Genomic DNA, 17,261 nt, shown 5'->3' with positions numbered 1-17,261 from the left:
CACCAGGCCGGCCTGGTGCAGCTCGCCCAGGTGGCGGATGCGCTCCGCGATGTCGGCCGGGTCCCGCCGGGGCGCCGCCGGGATCGCGGGGACGGCGCCTCTCGTCCGTACCGCCGCGAGGACGGCCGCCGCGAACGGCAGCGACTCGTGCACCGGCCCGTAGCCGAGCCCGAAGACGACGGTCGCCGCGTCCTGGTCGGGCGGTACCGGGTCGGCGGCGCCCGAGGGGTCGTTCGGCAGCAGCCGCAGGTACCCCTCGAACGCCTCCGGTGAGCGCCACTCCACCCCGCCGAGGTCCGCGACCGCGAACCTCTGGTCGCCCGCCTTCCACTTCGCCGACGACGCCCCCGTCCACGACCAGCGAAAACGCACCGAGGTCCCGTCGAAGGACGCCTTGCCGTCGTACGCCTTGAAGCGGAGCGGTGCCTCGGGGGCGCCGACCAGATACCGGTCGGCGGGACCGGACCCGGTCAGCGCGGCCTTCAGCTCGTCGGCGTAGTACTCGGCCAGCGTCTCCCGCTCGGCCGGCAGGACCAGCCGGTACGGGTCCAGGCCCTCGGGAAGCTGGCCGGCCGCGGCCTCCAGCAGCGGGTCGGCTCCGGCGCGCGGCTGGAGGCGCAGCACGACGGTGCCCCGTCTGCCCTCGGCCAGGCTCACGCCCTCCAGCGCGGCGAGCGGCACCCGGCGTTCACCGAGCGCCTGGAAGAGTTTCGGTGTGCGTATCCCCCGTTCGTAACGGATGAGCACGGAGTCTGAGTCGAACTCCCAGACGGCATGAAAACCCGCCAGTACGTCACCCATGCGGCTCATCGTATGCGGCACTTGTCCCTCCGTCGCCACCCGCGCGGACCGCACTTCCTGCTGTTTCTACGCGCGTCCCGCGGCGGGCGCGTCCGGCACGTCGGCCCGGCACGCCTCGTCCCCGCGGGCGCACGTCACCGAGCCGTACGCCCCCACGCCGACCTCGGCGAGGTTGCGCAGGCTGTCCGTGCCCGGCTGGAAATAACCGGCGTGGCCCTGCGCGTCGCGCGAGGACAGCACCCGCGCGCCGAACGCGCGGGACACCGGGTCGGCGCCGTGCCCGAGCCCGCCGACCTCCAGATACGGCACGTCCTGCACCCAGTCGGTGGCGTCCCGCATCGCCCACACCCGCGCGGTGCGGTTCAGGTGGGCGGCGCTGGCCGCCCGCATGCCGGGGCTCGCGGCCACGGCGATGTCACTGACCCGGCGGGGCATGGCGGGCGCGGCGACCCCGCAGACCACCGAGCCGTAGCTGTGGCAGAACATCGACACCTCGGCCCGGCCGGGCAGCGCGCGCAGCAGCGCGTTCAGCCGGACGGCGCCGTCCACCGCGCGCATCGCGGTCGCCGCGTCCACCCCGAGCCCGGCGGGCGCGGTGTAGTCGGCCCAGGCGATCACGGCGGTCCGGGTCGCGGGCGCGGCCTGCCGCTCGGCGGAGTACAGCGACTTGGCCATGCCGACCGGAGCGCTGTAGGGGCGGTAGGACTTCTCGAAGGTCAGCAGGTCGGTGTCGACACCGGGCACCACCACGGAGATCCGCTGCGCCCGGCGCAGGTCGCCGAAGACCTCGGCGATCCGGCCCGAACCCTCGGGGTCGAAGGCGAGGATGTGCCGCTCCGGCCGCATCAGCGCCTCGTACCGGTGCATCCGGCGGGCCGCGTCCTGCTGGCCGGCGGTACTGAGCCGGTTGTCGTGCACGCGGCGCGACTCCACGTCCCGCTCCCGCTCCAGCGCCACCCGGTTGGCCTCGTAGCGCAGCGAGACGGGTGCGCCGTTCATGTTGCCCACCGCCAGCGGGTAGCGCGTCGCCAGGTCGTGGCGGTCGTACGGGGTGAGCGAACCGAAGAAGCGGGCCAGCTTCGCCGGGGCGGTCTTCGCCGGGTCCGGCAGCGGCTTGCCGTGCACGCTGTCACGCACCCACGCGGAGAGGGACGACCGCAGCGCGGTCGACTCACGGTGGGTGTGCTGCGCCGTCCACCCGGTGGTCGCGAGCATCACGAACACGACGGCCAGGGCGAGCAGGGCGCGCCAAACGCTGAGCTGGGGGGAAATGCCGAAGGAAGTCACTGGGAGGACACACTAGGAGAACGGAAGGGTCTCGGGTCAATCGAGTGGCCGGGATCACGTTTCGTGCGCCGGGATCGGGACACGAACGATCTTTCTAAACGATCTCGTCCGTTCCGCCAACGATTTCAGGCCGCGCGCCAGTTCCCCGTCAGCGCCGGGCCCACCTGATCGAGGTACGCGGCCGTCAGCCCCCGGATGGCCGCCAGACTGAAGTCGTCCCCGGTGCTCCACTGCCGCTCGGTGACCCGGATCACCCCGGCGAACACCGCCACCGCGAGCCGCGGCCGGGGGTCGGCGTCCACGTCGACGCCCTCGCGCTCCGCGAGCAGCCCGGCGATGGTCTGCTCGGTCGCCGCCGACCGGCGCAGATGCGCGGCGAGCAGTGCGGGCGTGGACTCGATCATGCGGTACATCCGCAGATACAGCTCGACCGGTACGACCGACTCCACGGTCTCCCGTATGTCGTCCCAGCCCTCCAGCACGGCCTGCCTGAGCGCCTCCATCGGCGGCTCGTGCGGCGGCCGGGCGCGGACGGCGGCGACGAAGTGGGCCTCCGTCATCTCCTGCACGGCGAAGGCCGCGTCCTCCTTGCCCGCGAAGTAGCGGAAGAAGGTGCGCTGCGAGACGTCGACCGCCTCGGCGATCTCGTCGACGGTGGTCCGCTCGTACCCCTGGGTGGTGAACAGTTCGAGAGCGGCGCGCACCAGCGCCTCGCGGGTACGCCGCTTCTTGCGCTCGCGCAGCGTCTCCATGGCCTCTCCCTGTACGTCCTTCCTGATCAGAGTATGCGGTCGGGTGAACACCGGGCACATGTCAGCCGCTGACGTGTGAATGCGTTTGTCAACTGTCAGCGACTGTCACTAGCCTCATTACATGACTAGTCAGACCACCATCGACAAGACGGGACCGGAGGACGGGTCACCCACCGATGCGTCGCCGCGGCCCTCCTCGGGACTGCGCGGGCACCCCTGGTTCACCCTGATCACCGTCGCCGTGGGCGTCATGATGGTGGCCCTGGACGGCACCATCGTCGCCATCGCCAACCCGGCCATCGCCAAGGACCTGCACGCGAGCTTCTCGGACGTGCAGTGGATCACCAACGCCTACTTCCTCGCCCTCGCGGTCGCCCTGATCACCGCGGGCAAGCTCGGTGACCGCTTCGGACACCGGCAGACCTTCCTCATCGGCGTGACCGGCTTCGCGCTGGCCTCCGGTGCCATCGGGCTGTCCGACAGCATCCCGATGGTCGTCACCTTCCGGGTTCTCCAGGGCCTGTTCGGCGCCCTGCTGATGCCGGCCGCGCTCGGCCTGCTGCGGGCCACCTTCCCGGCCGAGAAGCTCAACATGGCGATCGGCATCTGGGGCATGGTCATCGGCGCCTCCACCGCGGGCGGCCCGATCCTCGGCGGTGTGCTGGTGCAGCACGTCAACTGGCAGTCTGTGTTCTTCATCAACGTGCCCGTCGGCCTGCTCGCCCTGCTGCTCGGCACGCTGATCCTGCTCGACCACCGCGCGGAGAACGCCCCGCGCTCCTTCGACCTGCTCGGCATCGCGCTGCTGTCCGGCGCCATGTTCTGCCTGGTCTGGGCGCTGATCAAGGCCCCCACCTGGGGCTGGGGCGACGGCCGCACCTGGGGCTTCATCGGCGCCTCGGCGCTGCTCTTCGTGGTCTTCGCCTGGTGGGAGACGCGGGTCGCGGAACCGCTGATCCCGCTCACCCTGTTCCGCTCGGTCCCGCTGTCGGCGGGCGTGGTGCTGATGGTGATGATGGCCATCGCCTTCATGGGCGGCCTGTTCTTCGTGACCTTCTACCTGCAGAACGTGCACGGTCTCAGCCCGGTCGACGCCGGCCTGCACCTGCTCCCGCTCACCGGCATGATGATCGTCGGCTCCCCGCTGGCCGGCTTCGCCATCACCAAGCTGGGCCCGCGCATCCCGCTCGCGGGCGGCATGACGCTCACCGCGGTCGCCATGTACGGCATGTCCACCCTGAAGGCGGACACCGGCAGCGCGACCATGTCGATCTGGTTCGCCCTGCTCGGCCTCGGCCTCGCCCCGGTCATGGTCGGCGCCACCGAGGTCATCGTCGGCAACGCCCCGATGGCCCTGTCCGGTGTCGCGGGCGGTCTCCAGCAGGCCGCCATGCAGATCGGCGGCAGCCTCGGCACCGCCGTACTGGGCGCCGTCATGGCCTCCAAGGTCGACAACGACCTTCCGGGCAACTGGACCGGCGCGGGCCTGCCCCCGCTGACCCCCGCTCAGCTCGACCAGGCGTCCCAGGCCGTCCAGGTGGGCGTCGCCCCGGTCACGAAGCAGATGCCCCCGGCGATCATCGCCAAGGTCACCGACGTCGCCCACGACACCTTCATCTCCGGCATGAGCCTCGCCTCGCTGGTGGCGGCGGGCGTGGCGGCGGTCGCCATCCTGGTGGCCCTCCTGACCCGCCGAGGCGTGAACGCGGAGGCGGGCGCGGGGGTGGGCCACATCTAGGACCGGGTGGCCGGTGGCTTTCCGGGGCGCGGGGAACCGCGCGGCCGGCCCCGACGGACCCGTGGCCGCGTGATCACCGAAGCGAATCGGTGATCACGCGGCCACGCCCAGGCCGCGCAGCGCTACGCGTCTCCTCCGGCAGCGCCGGGCGCCGCCGCCTTCACGTCGAGCAAGCGGTACCGGTCGATGGCCTGCTTCAGCACGGACCGGTCCACCTTCCCCTCCTTCGCCAGCTCCGTCAGCACGGCCACCACGATCGACTGCGCGTCGATGTGGAAGAACCGCCGAGCAGCCCCGCGCGTGTCCGCGAACCCGAACCCGTCCGCGCCGAGCGACTGGTAAGGCCCCGGCACCCACCGCGCGATCTGGTCCGGCACCGACCGCATCCAGTCGGACACCGCCACGAACGGCCCCTCCGCCCCGCCGAGCTTGCGCGTCACGAACGGCACCCGCTGCTCCTCCTCGGGGTGCAGCATGTTGTGCTCCTCGCAGGCCACCGCCTCCCGGCGCAGCTCGCTCCAGGAGGTCGCCGACCAGACGTCCGCCCGGACGTCCCACTCGTCGGCGAGGATCTGCTGCGCCTGAAGTGCCCACGGCACCGCGACACCGGAGGCCATGATCTGCGCCGGGACCGACCCGCCGGAGCCCTCCCTCAGCCGGTGGACGCCCTTGAGGATGCCCTCCACGTCCACGCCGGCCGGCTCGGCCGGATGCTGGATCGGCTCGTTGTAGACGGTGAGGTAGTAGAAGACGTCCTCGCCGTGCGGGTGTTCCTCGTCCCCGCCGTACATCCGCCGCAGCCCGTCCTGGACGATGTGCGCGATCTCGTACCCGTACGCCGGGTCGTAGGCCACGCAGGCCGGGTTGGTGGAGGCGAGGAGCTGGGAGTGGCCGTCCGCGTGCTGGAGGCCCTCGCCGGTCAGGGTCGTGCGGCCCGCGGTCGCGCCCAGGACGAAACCGCGCGAGAGCTGGTCGGCCATCTGCCAGAACTGGTCGCCGGTGCGCTGGAAACCGAACATCGAGTAGAAGACGTAGACCGGGATCAGCGGCTCGCCGTGGGTGGCGTAGGCCGAGCCGGCCGCGATCAGGGAGGCCGTACAGCCCGCCTCGGAGATGCCGTCGTGCAGCATCTGGCCGGTGGGGGACTCCTTGTAGGCGAGCAGCAGCTCACGGTCCACCGACTCGTACTGCTGGCCGAGCGGGTTGTAGATCTTCGCGCTCGGGAAGAACGAGTCCATGCCGAAGGTGCGGTACTCGTCCGGCGCGATCAGTACGAACCGCTTGCCGATCTCCTTGTCCCGCATGAGGTCCTTCAGCAGTCGCACAAACGCCATGGTGGTGGCGATGGACTGCTGGCCCGACCCCTTCTTCACACTCGCGTACGCCTTCTCGTCGGGCAGGGCGAGCGGCTCGGAGCGCACGACGCGCGTGGGCACGTAACCCCCGAGCGACTTGCGCCGGTCGTGCATGTACTGCATCTCCTCCGAGTCCCGGCCGGGGTGGTAGTACGGCGGGGCGCCGGACTCCAACTCCTTGTCGGAGATCGGCAGGTGCAGCCGGTCGCGGAAGCCCTTCAGGTCGTCGACCGTCAGCTTCTTCATCTGGTGGGTGGCGTTGCGGCCCTCGAAGTTGGGGCCCAGTGTCCAGCCCTTGACCGTCTTGGCCAGGATGACCGTCGGCTGGCCCTTGTGCTCCTTGGCCGCCTTGAACGCCGCGTAGATCTTGCGGTGGTCGTGGCCGCCGCGGCCCAGGTGCAGGATCTGGTCGTCGGTCATGTTCTCGACCATGGCGCGCAGCCGGTGGTCGTCACCGAAGAAGTGGTCCCGGATGTAGGCGCCGGACTCGGTGGCGTACGTCTGGAACTGGCCGTCCGGGGTGGTGTTCATCCGGTTGACCAGCACGCCGTCCCGGTCCTGGGCCAGCAGCGGGTCCCAGCTCCGGTCCCACACCAGCTTGATCACGTTCCAGCCGGCGCCCCGGAACTGCGACTCCAGCTCCTGGATGATCTTGCCGTTGCCGCGCACCGGGCCGTCGAGGCGCTGGAGGTTGCAGTTGACCACGAAGGTCAGGTTGTCGAGGCCCTCGCGGGCGGCGATGGAGAGCTGGCCCAGGGACTCCGGCTCGTCCATCTCGCCGTCGCCGAGGAACGCCCACACGTGCGAGGCCGAGGTGTCGGCGATGCCGCGTGCCTCCATGTACCGGTTCATCCGCGCCTGGTAGATGGCGCCGAGCGGGCCGAGGCCCATCGAGACGGTCGGGAACTCCCAGAAGCCCGGCATCGAGCGCGGGTGGGGGTAGCTGGACAGCCCGTCCGGGAACTTGGAGTGCTCCTGGCGGAACCCGTCGAGCTGGTTCTCCGAGAGCCGGTCCAGCAGGTACGCGCGGGCGTAGATGCCCGGCGAGGCGTGGCCCTGGAAGAAGACCTGGTCGCCGCCGTCACCGCCGTCCTTGCCCCGGAAGAAGTGGTTGAAGCCCACGTCGTAGAGGGACGCGGAGGAGGCGAAGGTGGCGATGTGGCCGCCGACGCCGATGCCGGGGCGCTGGGCCCGCGAGACCATCACGGCCGCGTTCCAGCGGGTGGCGTTGAGGATGCGGCGCTCGATCTCCTCGTTGCCGGGGAAGAACGGCTCGCTCTTGGTGGGGATCGTGTTGACGTAGTCCGTGCTGCGCATCTCGGGCACGGCCACCCGCTTCTCGCGGGCCCGTTCGATCAGCCGCAGCATGAGATACCTGGCCCGCTCCCGGCCACGCTCGTCGACGGCGGCGTCGAGGGAGTCGAGCCACTCCTGCGTTTCCTCGGGATCGAAGTCAGGAACCTGACTCGGAAGGCCGCCAATGATGATCGGATTGCGATCGGAACCGGAAGCCACGCTGTTCCTTACCTGTCGGAGGGACCTGCCTACACCGTTCCCCATCGTGTACCTGGGGAACGCGGTACGTCATCCACTGGTGCTCCTCGTTCCCCCGCGCCCCCGGCTCGCCACCCGGTCGGCCACCCGGATCGCCGCCCGGTCAAAACGACACGATACGCCCGCGGTGTGACGGGCATGGCAAAGTTGTTCGATGGGCGTATCGACGGATGATTCCGAAGTGCGCATACGGGGCACATCGGTGTGATGTGGTTCTCGGGGAAACGGGATACGGTGCCAGGAGTGGCGGCGAAGCGGCCCGGAACGTCACCGTTTCGGCGGTCAGGAGGGCCGGGTACTTGCGCGATCCGTCCCGCCCGTGTGGACTACGGCCAATGCTTCGCGCACGCGCGTGGCTCAGATATTCACCAAGACATGATCAGGAGGCAACCCGTGAGCGCGACCGCGGACCACGCGGAGGAGCGGACGAACCCTGCCGCCAGGCTGGGGTTCCAGCCCGGACAGGTGGTCCAGGAGATCGGCTACGACGAGGACGTCGATCAGGAGCTCCGCGAGGCCATCGAGGAAGCCGTCGAAGGCGACCTGATGGACGAGGAATACGACGACGTGGCCGACGCCGTTGTGCTGTGGTTCCGTGATGACGACGGAGACCTCACCGATGTACTCGTGGATGCCACCACGTACATCGAAGAGGGCGGCGCCATCCTGCTTCTGACGCCGAAGACCGGCCGTACGGGGTACGTGGAGCCGAGCGACATCTCGGAGGCCGCAACCACCGCAGGGCTGACCGCTTCGAAGAGCGTCAGCGTCGGCAAGGACTGGAGCGGCTCGCGTCTGGCGACGCCGAAGGCCGCCAAGTCCGGCAAGCGTTAGAAAGAACGCGTCATCGCCGCGCCGAGCGGGCCGGGACTCCCCGGTCCGCCCGGCGGTCCCGGCGTGATCGCTGCGTAGGGTGGAACCGGGCGAGTGACCCGCGCTCACCCGTACGGCTCAGCGAAGGGATGCAGGACGATGGCGCTCCAGGTCGGCGACGAGGCACCCGACTTCGAACTCAAGGACAACCACGGCCGCACCGTGCGGCTCTCCGACTTCCGGGGCGAGAAGAACGTGGTTCTCCTCTTCTACCCCTTCGCGTTCACCGGCGTCTGCACCGGTGAGCTCTGTGAACTGCGTGACAACCTTCCGCAGTTCACCGACCGCGACACCCAGTTGCTCGCCGTCTCCAACGACTCCATGCACACCCTGCGCGTCTTCGGCGAGCAGGAGGGCCTGGAGTACCCGCTGCTCAGCGACTTCTGGCCGCACGGCAACGTCAGCCGCGCCTACGGCGTCTTCGACGAGGACAAGGGGTGCGCCGTGCGCGGCACCTTCATCCTGGACAAGACGGGCACCGTGCGCTGGACCGTCGTCAACGGCCTGCCCGACGCCCGCGACCTGACGGACTACGTGAAGGCGCTCGACACCCTGTGAGGGCCCCGCGCGTCGCGGGAACCCGTCACTAGGATCGGCACGTTGATCCCATATCCGATGCACTACGGGGCTGTCGGCCCCTGGACACCACATGGAGGACCCGTGGGAGTCAGCCTCAGCAAGGGTGGCAACGTCTCGCTGACCAAGGAGGCTCCCGGCCTGACCGCCGTCATCGTCGGTCTGGGCTGGGACGTGCGCACCACGACCGGCACCGACTTCGACCTCGATGCCAGCGCACTGCTGCTGAACAACGCCGGCAAGGTGGGCAGCGACCAGAACTTCGTCTTCTTCAACAACCTCAAGAGCCCCGACGGCTCGGTCGAGCACACCGGCGACAACCTCACCGGTGAGGGCGAGGGCGACGACGAGCAGATCAAGGTCGACCTCGCCGCGGTCCCGGCCGACGTGGAGAAGATCGTCTTCCCGGTCTCGATCTACGAGGCCGAGAACCGCCAGCAGTCCTTCGGCCAGGTCCGCAACGCCTTCATCCGCGTCGTCAACCAGGCCGGCGGCCAGGAACTCGCGCGCTACGACCTCAGCGAGGACGCCTCCACCGAGACGGCCATGGTCTTCGGCGAGCTGTACCGCAACGGCCCGGAGTGGAAGTTCCGCGCCATCGGCCAGGGGTACGCCTCGGGTCTGCGCGGCATCGCCCAGGACTTCGGCGTCAACGTCTGACGCCGTACCGCTCGCACCTCCTCCGGCGCCGTTCCGCGTTTGCGGGCGGCGCCGGTGGCGCAGGAGAACCAAGAACACCACAGGGGAGGATCAGCATGGGTGTCACGCTCGCCAAGGGAGGCAATGTCTCCCTCTCCAAGGCCGCGCCGAATCTCACCAACGTCATGATCGGGCTCGGCTGGGACGCCCGCTCCACCACCGGCGCCCCCTTCGACCTGGACGCCAGCGCCCTGCTGTGCGGCGCCGGGAACCGGGTGCTCGGGGACGAGTACTTCGTCTTCTACAACCAGCTGACCAGCCCCGAGGGCTCGGTGGAGCACACCGGCGACAACCTCACCGGTGAGGGCGAGGGGGACGACGAATCGATTCTGGTGGACCTTTCCCGGGTGCCGCCGCAGTGCGAGAAGATCATTTTCCCGGTCTCGATCCATATGGCGGACGAGCGCAACCAGTCCTTCGGCCAGGTCGCCAACGCTTTCATCCGGGTGGTCAACCGGTCCGACGACCAGGAACTCGCCCGCTACGACCTCAGCGAGGACGCCTCCACCGAAACGGCCATGATCTTCGGCGAGCTCTACCGGTATCAGGGCGAATGGAAGTTCCGTGCGGTCGGACAGGGGTACGCGTCCGGACTTCGGGGCATCGCTCTAGACTTCGGAGTCAACGTTTCGTAAAGCCGGGTACGGCGGCGGGGGAGACCTTCCCCAGACAGCGTCTGGGAGGGGCCCCCAGAAGATGATGGGGTAGCCAGTGCTTCTGAAAACCTTCGGCTGGTCTTTCGCGATCACCGCGATCGGCCTGGTCGCGGCGGTCTTCTACGGGGGGTGGAAGGCCTTCGGCATCGTGGCGATCCTTTCCGTCCTCGAGATCTCGCTGTCCTTCGACAACGCGGTGGTCAACGCCGGAATCCTGAAGAAGATGAATGCCTTCTGGCAGAAGATCTTCCTCACCGTCGGCGTGCTCATCGCGGTCTTCGGCATGCGGCTGGTCTTCCCCGTCGTCATCGTCGCCATCAGCGCCAAGCTGGGCCCGATCGAGGCCGTCAATCTCGCGCTGAACAACAAGGACCGCTATCAGGAACTGGTCACCGACGCCCACCCGGCCATCGCCGCGTTCGGTGGCATGTTCCTGTTGATGATCTTCCTCGACTTCATCTTCGAGGACCGGGACATCCAGTGGCTGCGCTGGATCGAGCGGCCGCTGGCCAAGCTCGGCAAGGTCGACATGCTGTCGGTCTGCATCGCCATGATCGTCCTGCTCATCACCTCCTTCACCTTCGCCACCCACGCCCACCAGCACGGCGGCGCCCATGTCGACAAGGCCCAGACGGTCCTGATCGCGGGCATCGCGGGTCTGATCACCTACATGGTCGTCGGCGGTCTCTCCGGGTACTTCGAGGACAAGCTGGAGGCCGAGGAGGAGGCCGAGCACGAGGCCGAGGAGGAGGCCGCCCGGTCCGGCAAGCCACGCTCGGCGGTGAAGCTGGCCGGCCAGGCCGCGTTCTTCATGTTCCTCTACCTGGAGGTCCTGGACGCGTCCTTCTCCTTCGACGGTGTGATCGGCGCCTTCGCCATCACCAACGACATCGTCCTGATGGCGCTGGGCCTCGGCATCGGCGCGATGTACGTCCGTTCGCTGACCGTCTACCTGGTCCGCCAGGGCACGCTCGACGACTACGTCTACCTGGAGCACGGCGCCCACTACGCGATCGGCGCCCTGGCCGTGATCCTCATGGTCACCATCCAGTACGAGATCAACGAGGTCATCACCGGCCTGGTCGGCGTCGTCCTGATCGCCTGGTCCTTCTGGTCCTCGGTCCGCCGCAACCGCGCCCTCGCGGCCTCCGGCGGCGATGCCGGGTCGAGCGAGAAGACGGAGGTCTCCTCGGGGGTCTGACGACCCCCAGGGGCAAGATCGGGGACGCGGCGGGGTGTGGCATCCCGCTCGGTGAGGAACGCTTCGAATGGGGCGGCCGACTCGGGTCGGCCTCCCCGACGACTTTTTCCAGGGGGGCGGACATGGGATTTCTCGACGGACTGCTGGGCGGCCGCACCGCCGACTTCGACTCGGGCAGTTCCGGGTCCAACGCGATCGAACTGACCAAGCGGCACCAGCAGGTGTCCCTCACCAGACAGGGCGCCGCCACCGGGAACCTCCGGGTCAACCTGACCTGGCGGATGCGCACCTCCGACCTCGGCGGCCCCCAGCGCGGCAGCCTCTTCCGGCACCCCTTCAAGGCACTGAAACCACCGGAAGTGATGGGCCACGGCCAGAGCATGGTCAACGTGGACCTGGACCTCGGCTGCCTCTACGAACTCGCCGACGGCACCAAGGGCGTCGTCCAGCCCCTCGGCGGCTACCTGGGCGACGTCAACGCCCCGCCGTACGTCAAGCTCAGCGGTGACGACCGGTTCGGCTCCGCCTCCGGTGAGACGATGTACGTCAACCTGGACCACCGGGACGCCATCAAACGCCTGCTGGTCTTCGTGTACATCTACGACCAGACCCCGGCCTTCGACCGCACCCACGCCGTGGTCACGCTCTACCCGAGCAACGGCCCGCGCATCGAGATCGGCCTGGACGAACGCCATCCGCAGGCCCGCTCGTGCGCGGTGGTGCTGATAGAGAACGTGAAGGGCGAGCTGGTCGTGCGCCGCGAGGTGAAGTTCGTCTACGGCTTCCAGGGCGAGCTGGACCGGCTGTACGGCTGGGGGCTGACCTGGGGACGGGGCTACAAGACCAAGGCGGACCGCTGAGCGGGGGCGGCTAGCGCCCCAGGAACTGCGGCCCCTGCGGCGGCAGCCGGAAGTCCGGGTCCAGCAGGGCCGCGGCGGCCACCGGCTGGGGCTGGGGATATCCGTAAGCCGGCGGCGCCTGCGTCTGGACGGACTGGGGATAGCCGTAGGTGGCCTGGCTCGCGGAGGCGGGCTGCGGATAGCCGTAGCCGGGCTGGGGCGCCGAGACGGGCTGCGGATAGCCGTAGGCCGGCGGCTGGGCGGGCAGCGGCGGCAGCGGTGCGGGCTGCTCCGGGGGCAGCGGCACCGACCGGGACTCGTGCGGGCGCGGCTCCTCGGCCGCCGCCTCCGACTCGTCCACCGAGATGCCGAAGTCGGTGGCGAGCCCCTCCAGACCGTTGGAGTAGCCCTCGCCCAGCGCGCGGAACTTCCAGCCGTCCCCGCGCCGGTACAGCTCGCCGCAGATCAGCGCCGTCTCCGCGCCGGTCTCCGGCTTCACCTCGAACCGGGCCAGCGGCTCGGCGTCGGTCGCCGAGGCGTCGTAGACCAGCACGCACAGGGACGGGACGCGGTCGAAGGGGGTGTCGTCGGCGGAGGCCACCAGCAGGACGCGGTCCACCCCGGACTCGACCCCGGCCAGGTCCACCTGGACGGTGTCGGTCAGACCACCGGCGACCGGCTTGCGGCCCAGCCCCCGCACCGCGCCGGAGGGGTGGCGTGGCTGGTTGTAGAAGACGAAGTCCTCGTCCGAGCGCACCCGGCCGTCCGGGCCCAGCAGCAGCGCGGAGGCGTCGACCTCGGGGACGTCCTGTCCCGGTGTCCAGCGCAGCACCGCCCGTACCGCGGCGGCGTCCAGCGGGACGTTCGACCCCTTCAGCATCGCGTGCGTCATGCGGTCATCCTGCCTTCTCGGTCCTGGCCACGACAATGCGGGGGGTGTTCCGCCCGACACGGGCGGGTAACCGGAAATTCATGCCGGCCGGGAACCCCGGACATGCGTCTCTACGTACTATTACCGGCCACCCTTTGCGGAAATCACAGACTCGGCACGCCTTGAGGGAGTCCTATGCGTCATTTCGGGCACATCGCCCCCGAAGCGCGGGAGCGTCTCTTCCACCAGGAGCCGTGCGCCTTCACCGCCGACTCCCCGGCCAGGGTGCTCTCGGCGGCCCTCGGGGCCACCCTGTACAGCCCGGCCACCCGGCCCCGGCTCGCCGCCGACATCGTCAAGCAGACGGGCAGTGGCGTCGTCTCGATGGTGCTGTGCCTGGAGGACTCCATCGCGGACGAGGACGTGCCCGCCGGCGAGGAGAACCTGGTCCGGCAGTTCGCCGAGCTGGACGCCCTGCTCGCCAGGACCGGCGCCGAGCCGCCGCTGCTGTTCGTCCGGGTGCGCACGCCCGACCAGATCCCGGACCTGGTCCGGCGCCTGGGCGCCAGCGTCCGGCTGCTGTCCGGGTTCGTGCTGCCCAAGTTCACCGAGGAGCGCGGCGTCCCCTTCCTGGAGGCGCTGAGCGCGGCCGAGACCGCCTGCGGACGGCGGCTTTTCGCCATGCCGGTGCTGGAGTCGCCCGAGCTGCTGTACCGCGAGTCCCGCGTGGAGATCCTGGAGGGCATCGCCCGCGCGGTCGGCAAGTACCGCGACCGGGTCCTGGCGCTGCGCCTGGGCGTCACCGACTTCTGCTCCTCCTACGGCCTGCGCCGCGCCCCCGACATGACCGCGTACGACGTCCAGATCGTCGCCTCCGTCATCGGTGACGTGGTCAACATGCTGGGCCGGGCCGACGGCAGCGGGTTCACCGTGACCGGGCCGGTGTGGGAGTACTTCCGGGTCCCCGAGCGCGTCTTCAAGCCGCAGCTCAGGACGAGCCCCTTCCTTGAGGTGCGCGCCGTCGGACTGCGCGAGAAGCTGATCGAACACGCCATGGACGGCCTGCTGCGGGAGATCTCCCTGGACCAGGCCAACGGTCTGCTCGGCAAGACCTGCATCCATCCCTCACACGTGCTTCCCGTGCACGCGCTCTCCGTGGTCAGCCACGAGGAGTTCAGCGACGCGGCCGACATCCTCCGGCCGGACAGCGGCGGCGGCGGAGTCCTCAGGTCCGCGTACACGAACAAGATGAACGAGGTGAAGCCGCACCGCGCCTGGGCCGAGCGGACCCTGCTGCGCGCGGAGGTCTTCGGGGTGGCCAACGAGGACGTCGGCTTCGTGGACCTGCTCACCGCCGGCGTGATGACCGGCTGAGCCCTCCCTCGCCCGCTGGCCCCTCCTGGCACAGAGCCTCATCTCCCCACCCCCGAGCCGCAAGGAACGCATGAAGAACGCAGTGAACGACGGCGTCTGGTCCGGCACCTGGGTCGCCCGGCGACTCGGTGTCGAACTGGAGGGCGACGAGCACCTGACCGACCTGCTGGGGATGGCGCTGCGCCGCAACCCCAAGCGGGCCCATCTGCTGGTCTCCCACGTGCTCGGCAAGCACGTCCCGCAGTCGCCCGCCGTGGTGCACGGCCACGGGGTGCGCCTCGGCCACCGGGTCCGCGCCCTGCTCGGGGACGCGGAGGCGGCCCGCGCGGTCGTCCTCGGGTACGCGGAGACGGCCACCGGCCTCGGCCACTCGGTCGCGGACGGCCTCGCCCTCGCCTCGTATCTGCACTCCACGCGCCGTCCGGTCGCCGGGGTCACCCCGGCCGGCGGCTTCGAGGAGTCCCACTCGCACGCCACCTCCCACCTGCTGCTCCCCGAGGACCCGGCGCTGCTGGCCGGGGACGGCCCGCTGGTGCTGGTGGACGACGAGTTCTCCACCGGCAACACCGTCCTGAACACCATCCGCGAGCTGCACGCCTGCCACCCCAGGCGCCGCTACGTGGTCGTCGCCCTGGTCGACATGCGCTCCGCCGAGGACGCCGCCCGGCTGGACCGGTTCGCCGCCGAGATCGGCGCCCGCGTCGACCTGGTCGCCGCCGCCTCCGGGACGGTACGGCTGCCCGAGGGCGTCCTGGAGAAGGGGCAGGCGCTGGTCGCTGAGCACGAGCGGGCCGACGCCGTGCCCGGCGCGGTGCCGGGCGGCGAGGTGAGCCGGATCGAGCTGGGCTGGCCGGCCGGGCTGCCCGACGGCGGACGGCACGGCTTCACCCCGGCCCACCGCGCCCGGCTGGAGGCCGCGCTGCCCGGTATGGCCGCCCGGATCGCCGACGCGCTGCCCGACGGCTCCCGCCGGGTGCTGGTGCTGGGCTTCGAGGAACTGATGTACGCCCCGCTGCGGCTCGCGGCGGAGCTGGAGCGGACCGTCCCGGCCGAGGTGCGCTACTCCACCACCACCCGCTCACCCGTGCTCGCCGTGGACGACCCCGGCTACGCGATACGCACCCGCCTCGCCTTCCCCGCCCACGACGACCCGGCGGACGGCCCCGGCGAGCGGTACGCGTACAACGTCGCGGGCGCGGGCTTCGACACCGTGGTCGCCGTCGTCGACTCCGCCGCCGACACCCCCGCCCTGCACGCCCCGGACGGCCTGCTCGCCCGGCTCGCGGCGCACGCCCCGCACGTCCTGCTCGCGGTCGTGCCCGCCCACGAGCCCCACCTTCCCGAAAGGCCGGCCATGCTGCCCGAGCCCCTCCGCGGCCCCGCCTTCTCCTCGTACGCGCCCGACGAGGTCGGCTGGCTGCTTCAGGACCTCTCCGGGGTCAGCCTGGAGGCGCCGACCGAGGAGCGCGAGGAGGCCGTGCAGAACGGCGGCGCGCACTACGCGGAGTCGCTGCCCGTGGAGTACCAGCCCAGCGAGCGCTACCAGGCGCTGTTCCACGCCGCCCTCACGACCTCCGCCGACCGGATCGCCCGCGCGGTCGGCGTGGTCACCGAGACCGTGCTCACCGAGCGCGGCGGCACCCCCGTCCTGGTCTCGCTCGCCCGCGCCGGGACCCCGGTCGGTGTGCTCATGCGCCGCTGGGCCGAGCAGCGGTACGGGACCGAACTCCCTCACTACGCCGTCTCGATCGTCCGGGGCCGGGGCATCGACGCCAACGCCCTGCGCTGGCTGGCCGCGCACCACGACCCGCGCGACGTCGTCTTCGTGGACGGCTGGACCGGCAAGGGTGCCATCACCCGTGAACTAGCCGCCGCCATCGAGGAGTTCGAGCGCGTGGAGGGCGTCACCGGCTTCGACCCGGAGATAGCCGTCCTCGCCGACCCCGGTTCCTGCGTGCGCACCTACGGCACCCGCGACGACTTCCTCATACCTTCCGCCTGCCTCAACTCCACCGTCTCCGGCCTGATATCGCGCACCGTGCTCCGTGCCGACCTGGTCGGTCCGGACGACTTCCACGGCGCGAAGTTCTATCGCGAACTGGCGGACGCCGATGTGTCGGTGGCCTTCCTCGACGCCGTCTCCGCCCGCTTCGCGGAGGTCCGCGACGAAGTGGACGCCGCCGTCAAGGAACTGCCGGCCGAGGACCGCACCCCGACCTGGGAGGGCTGGCGGGCCGTGGAGCGGATCAGCGAGGAGTACGGCATCCACGACGTGAACCTGGTCAAGCCCGGCGTCGGGGAGACCACGCGGGTGCTGCTGCGCCGGGTGCCCTGGAAGATCCTCGCCAAGGCGGGCGCGGGCGCCGACCTCGACCATGTCCGGCTGCTCGCCGAACAGCGCGGGGTGCCGGTGGAGGAGGTCGCCGACCTGCCGTACACCTGCGTCGGGCTGATCCACCCGAAGTACACCCGCGGTGCCACGGGTGCCGACGGCCGGGCGGTGAACGTCTGATGCCGGTGCTGGTGGCCAGCGACCTCGACCGCACGCTGATCTACTCGGCGGGTGCCCTCGCGCTCACCATGCCCGACGCCCGGGCGCCCCGGCTGCTCTGCGTGGAGGTGCACGAGTCCCGTCCGCTGTCCTTCATGACGGAGACGGCGGCCTCCCTGCTGACCGAGCTGGCG

At 70.4% G+C, this 17,261-nt stretch carries 14 protein-coding genes and 1 pseudogene; 10 read left to right on the top strand and 5 right to left on the bottom strand.

The window, feature by feature from the left end; translation table 11 throughout:
* The 3 genes from CCN33_RS25665 to CCN33_RS25655 all read right to left on the bottom strand — a co-directional run.
* Positions 1–801 (bottom strand): DUF4429 domain-containing protein (locus CCN33_RS25665; protein ID WP_086695844.1); only part of this gene is annotated, 801 nt, incomplete at its 3' end.
* A 66-nt stretch (positions 802–867) separates the two neighbouring features.
* Positions 868–2,088 carry an alpha/beta hydrolase gene (locus tag CCN33_RS25660; protein WP_086695843.1) on the bottom strand — a complete coding sequence of 407 codons (1,221 nt, stop codon included), beginning with the start codon at positions 2,086–2,088 and terminating at the stop codon, positions 868–870.
* Positions 2,089–2,213: 125 nt separating this feature from the next.
* Complete coding sequence (locus tag CCN33_RS25655; protein WP_086695842.1) at positions 2,214–2,840, bottom strand: TetR family transcriptional regulator; 627 nt, start codon at positions 2,838–2,840, stop codon at positions 2,214–2,216.
* A gap of 121 nt (positions 2,841–2,961) precedes the next feature.
* Between CCN33_RS25655 and CCN33_RS25650 the strand changes: the two genes are divergently transcribed.
* On the top strand, positions 2,962–4,578 hold the full coding sequence (locus CCN33_RS25650; protein ID WP_086695841.1) for an MFS transporter: 1,617 nt from the start codon (positions 2,962–2,964) through the stop codon (positions 4,576–4,578).
* A 122-nt stretch (positions 4,579–4,700) separates the two neighbouring features.
* Here the strand turns inward: CCN33_RS25650 and aceE are convergent, their stop codons facing one another.
* Complete coding sequence (gene aceE, locus CCN33_RS25645) at positions 4,701–7,448, bottom strand: pyruvate dehydrogenase (acetyl-transferring), homodimeric type (RefSeq protein ID WP_086695840.1); 2,748 nt, start codon at positions 7,446–7,448, stop codon at positions 4,701–4,703.
* A gap of 432 nt (positions 7,449–7,880) precedes the next feature.
* Between aceE and CCN33_RS25640 the strand changes: the two genes are divergently transcribed.
* The 6 genes from CCN33_RS25640 (at position 7,881) to CCN33_RS25615 (ending at position 12,352) form a co-directional block, all read left to right on the top strand.
* The gene (locus CCN33_RS25640) at positions 7,881–8,321 is read left to right on the top strand and encodes a DUF3052 domain-containing protein (RefSeq protein ID WP_018545328.1); all 441 of its coding nucleotides are present in this window, start codon (positions 7,881–7,883) and stop codon (positions 8,319–8,321) included.
* 138 nt (positions 8,322–8,459) lie between these two features.
* The gene (locus CCN33_RS25635; protein WP_086695839.1) at positions 8,460–8,918 is read left to right on the top strand and encodes a peroxiredoxin; all 459 of its coding nucleotides are present in this window, start codon (positions 8,460–8,462) and stop codon (positions 8,916–8,918) included.
* Between the two features lie 102 nt (positions 8,919–9,020).
* Positions 9,021–9,596, top strand: coding sequence for a TerD family protein (locus CCN33_RS25630; RefSeq protein WP_086695838.1), 576 nt, complete (start codon positions 9,021–9,023; stop codon positions 9,594–9,596).
* Positions 9,597–9,691: 95 nt separating this feature from the next.
* Positions 9,692–10,270 carry a TerD family protein gene (locus tag CCN33_RS25625; protein ID WP_086695837.1) on the top strand — a complete coding sequence of 193 codons (579 nt, stop codon included), beginning with the start codon at positions 9,692–9,694 and terminating at the stop codon, positions 10,268–10,270.
* A 76-nt stretch (positions 10,271–10,346) separates the two neighbouring features.
* Positions 10,347–11,492 carry a DUF475 domain-containing protein gene (locus CCN33_RS25620; RefSeq protein ID WP_086695836.1) on the top strand — a complete coding sequence of 382 codons (1,146 nt, stop codon included), beginning with the start codon at positions 10,347–10,349 and terminating at the stop codon, positions 11,490–11,492.
* Between the two features lie 122 nt (positions 11,493–11,614).
* The gene (locus tag CCN33_RS25615) at positions 11,615–12,352 is read left to right on the top strand and encodes a TerD family protein (RefSeq protein WP_086695835.1); all 738 of its coding nucleotides are present in this window, start codon (positions 11,615–11,617) and stop codon (positions 12,350–12,352) included.
* A gap of 10 nt (positions 12,353–12,362) precedes the next feature.
* Here the strand turns inward: CCN33_RS25615 and CCN33_RS25610 are convergent, their stop codons facing one another.
* Positions 12,363–13,223, bottom strand: coding sequence for a TerD family protein (locus CCN33_RS25610; RefSeq protein ID WP_086695834.1), 861 nt, complete (start codon positions 13,221–13,223; stop codon positions 12,363–12,365).
* Between the two features lie 174 nt (positions 13,224–13,397).
* Between CCN33_RS25610 and CCN33_RS25605 the strand changes: the two genes are divergently transcribed.
* The 3 genes and pseudogenes from CCN33_RS25605 to CCN33_RS33255 all read left to right on the top strand — a co-directional run.
* Positions 13,398–14,576 (top strand): HpcH/HpaI aldolase/citrate lyase family protein, encoded by a 1,179-nt coding sequence (locus CCN33_RS25605; RefSeq protein WP_086695833.1) that lies wholly within the window; start codon positions 13,398–13,400, stop codon positions 14,574–14,576.
* Positions 14,577–14,646: 70 nt separating this feature from the next.
* A complete protein-coding gene (locus tag CCN33_RS25600; protein ID WP_086695832.1) occupies positions 14,647–17,088 on the top strand; it encodes a phosphoribosyltransferase in 2,442 nt (813 codons plus the stop codon).
* Positions 17,088–17,261 (top strand): annotated as a pseudogene (locus tag CCN33_RS33255) (HAD family hydrolase); the annotation flags it as partial. The gene CCN33_RS25600 and the pseudogene CCN33_RS33255, both read left to right, overlap by 1 nt.

It is taken from the genome of Streptomyces recifensis, from assembly GCF_002154615.1.
Taxonomy (GTDB): domain Bacteria; phylum Actinomycetota; class Actinomycetes; order Streptomycetales; family Streptomycetaceae; genus Streptomyces; species Streptomyces griseoluteus.
This window is presented reverse-complemented; position numbering and strand designations above follow the sequence as displayed.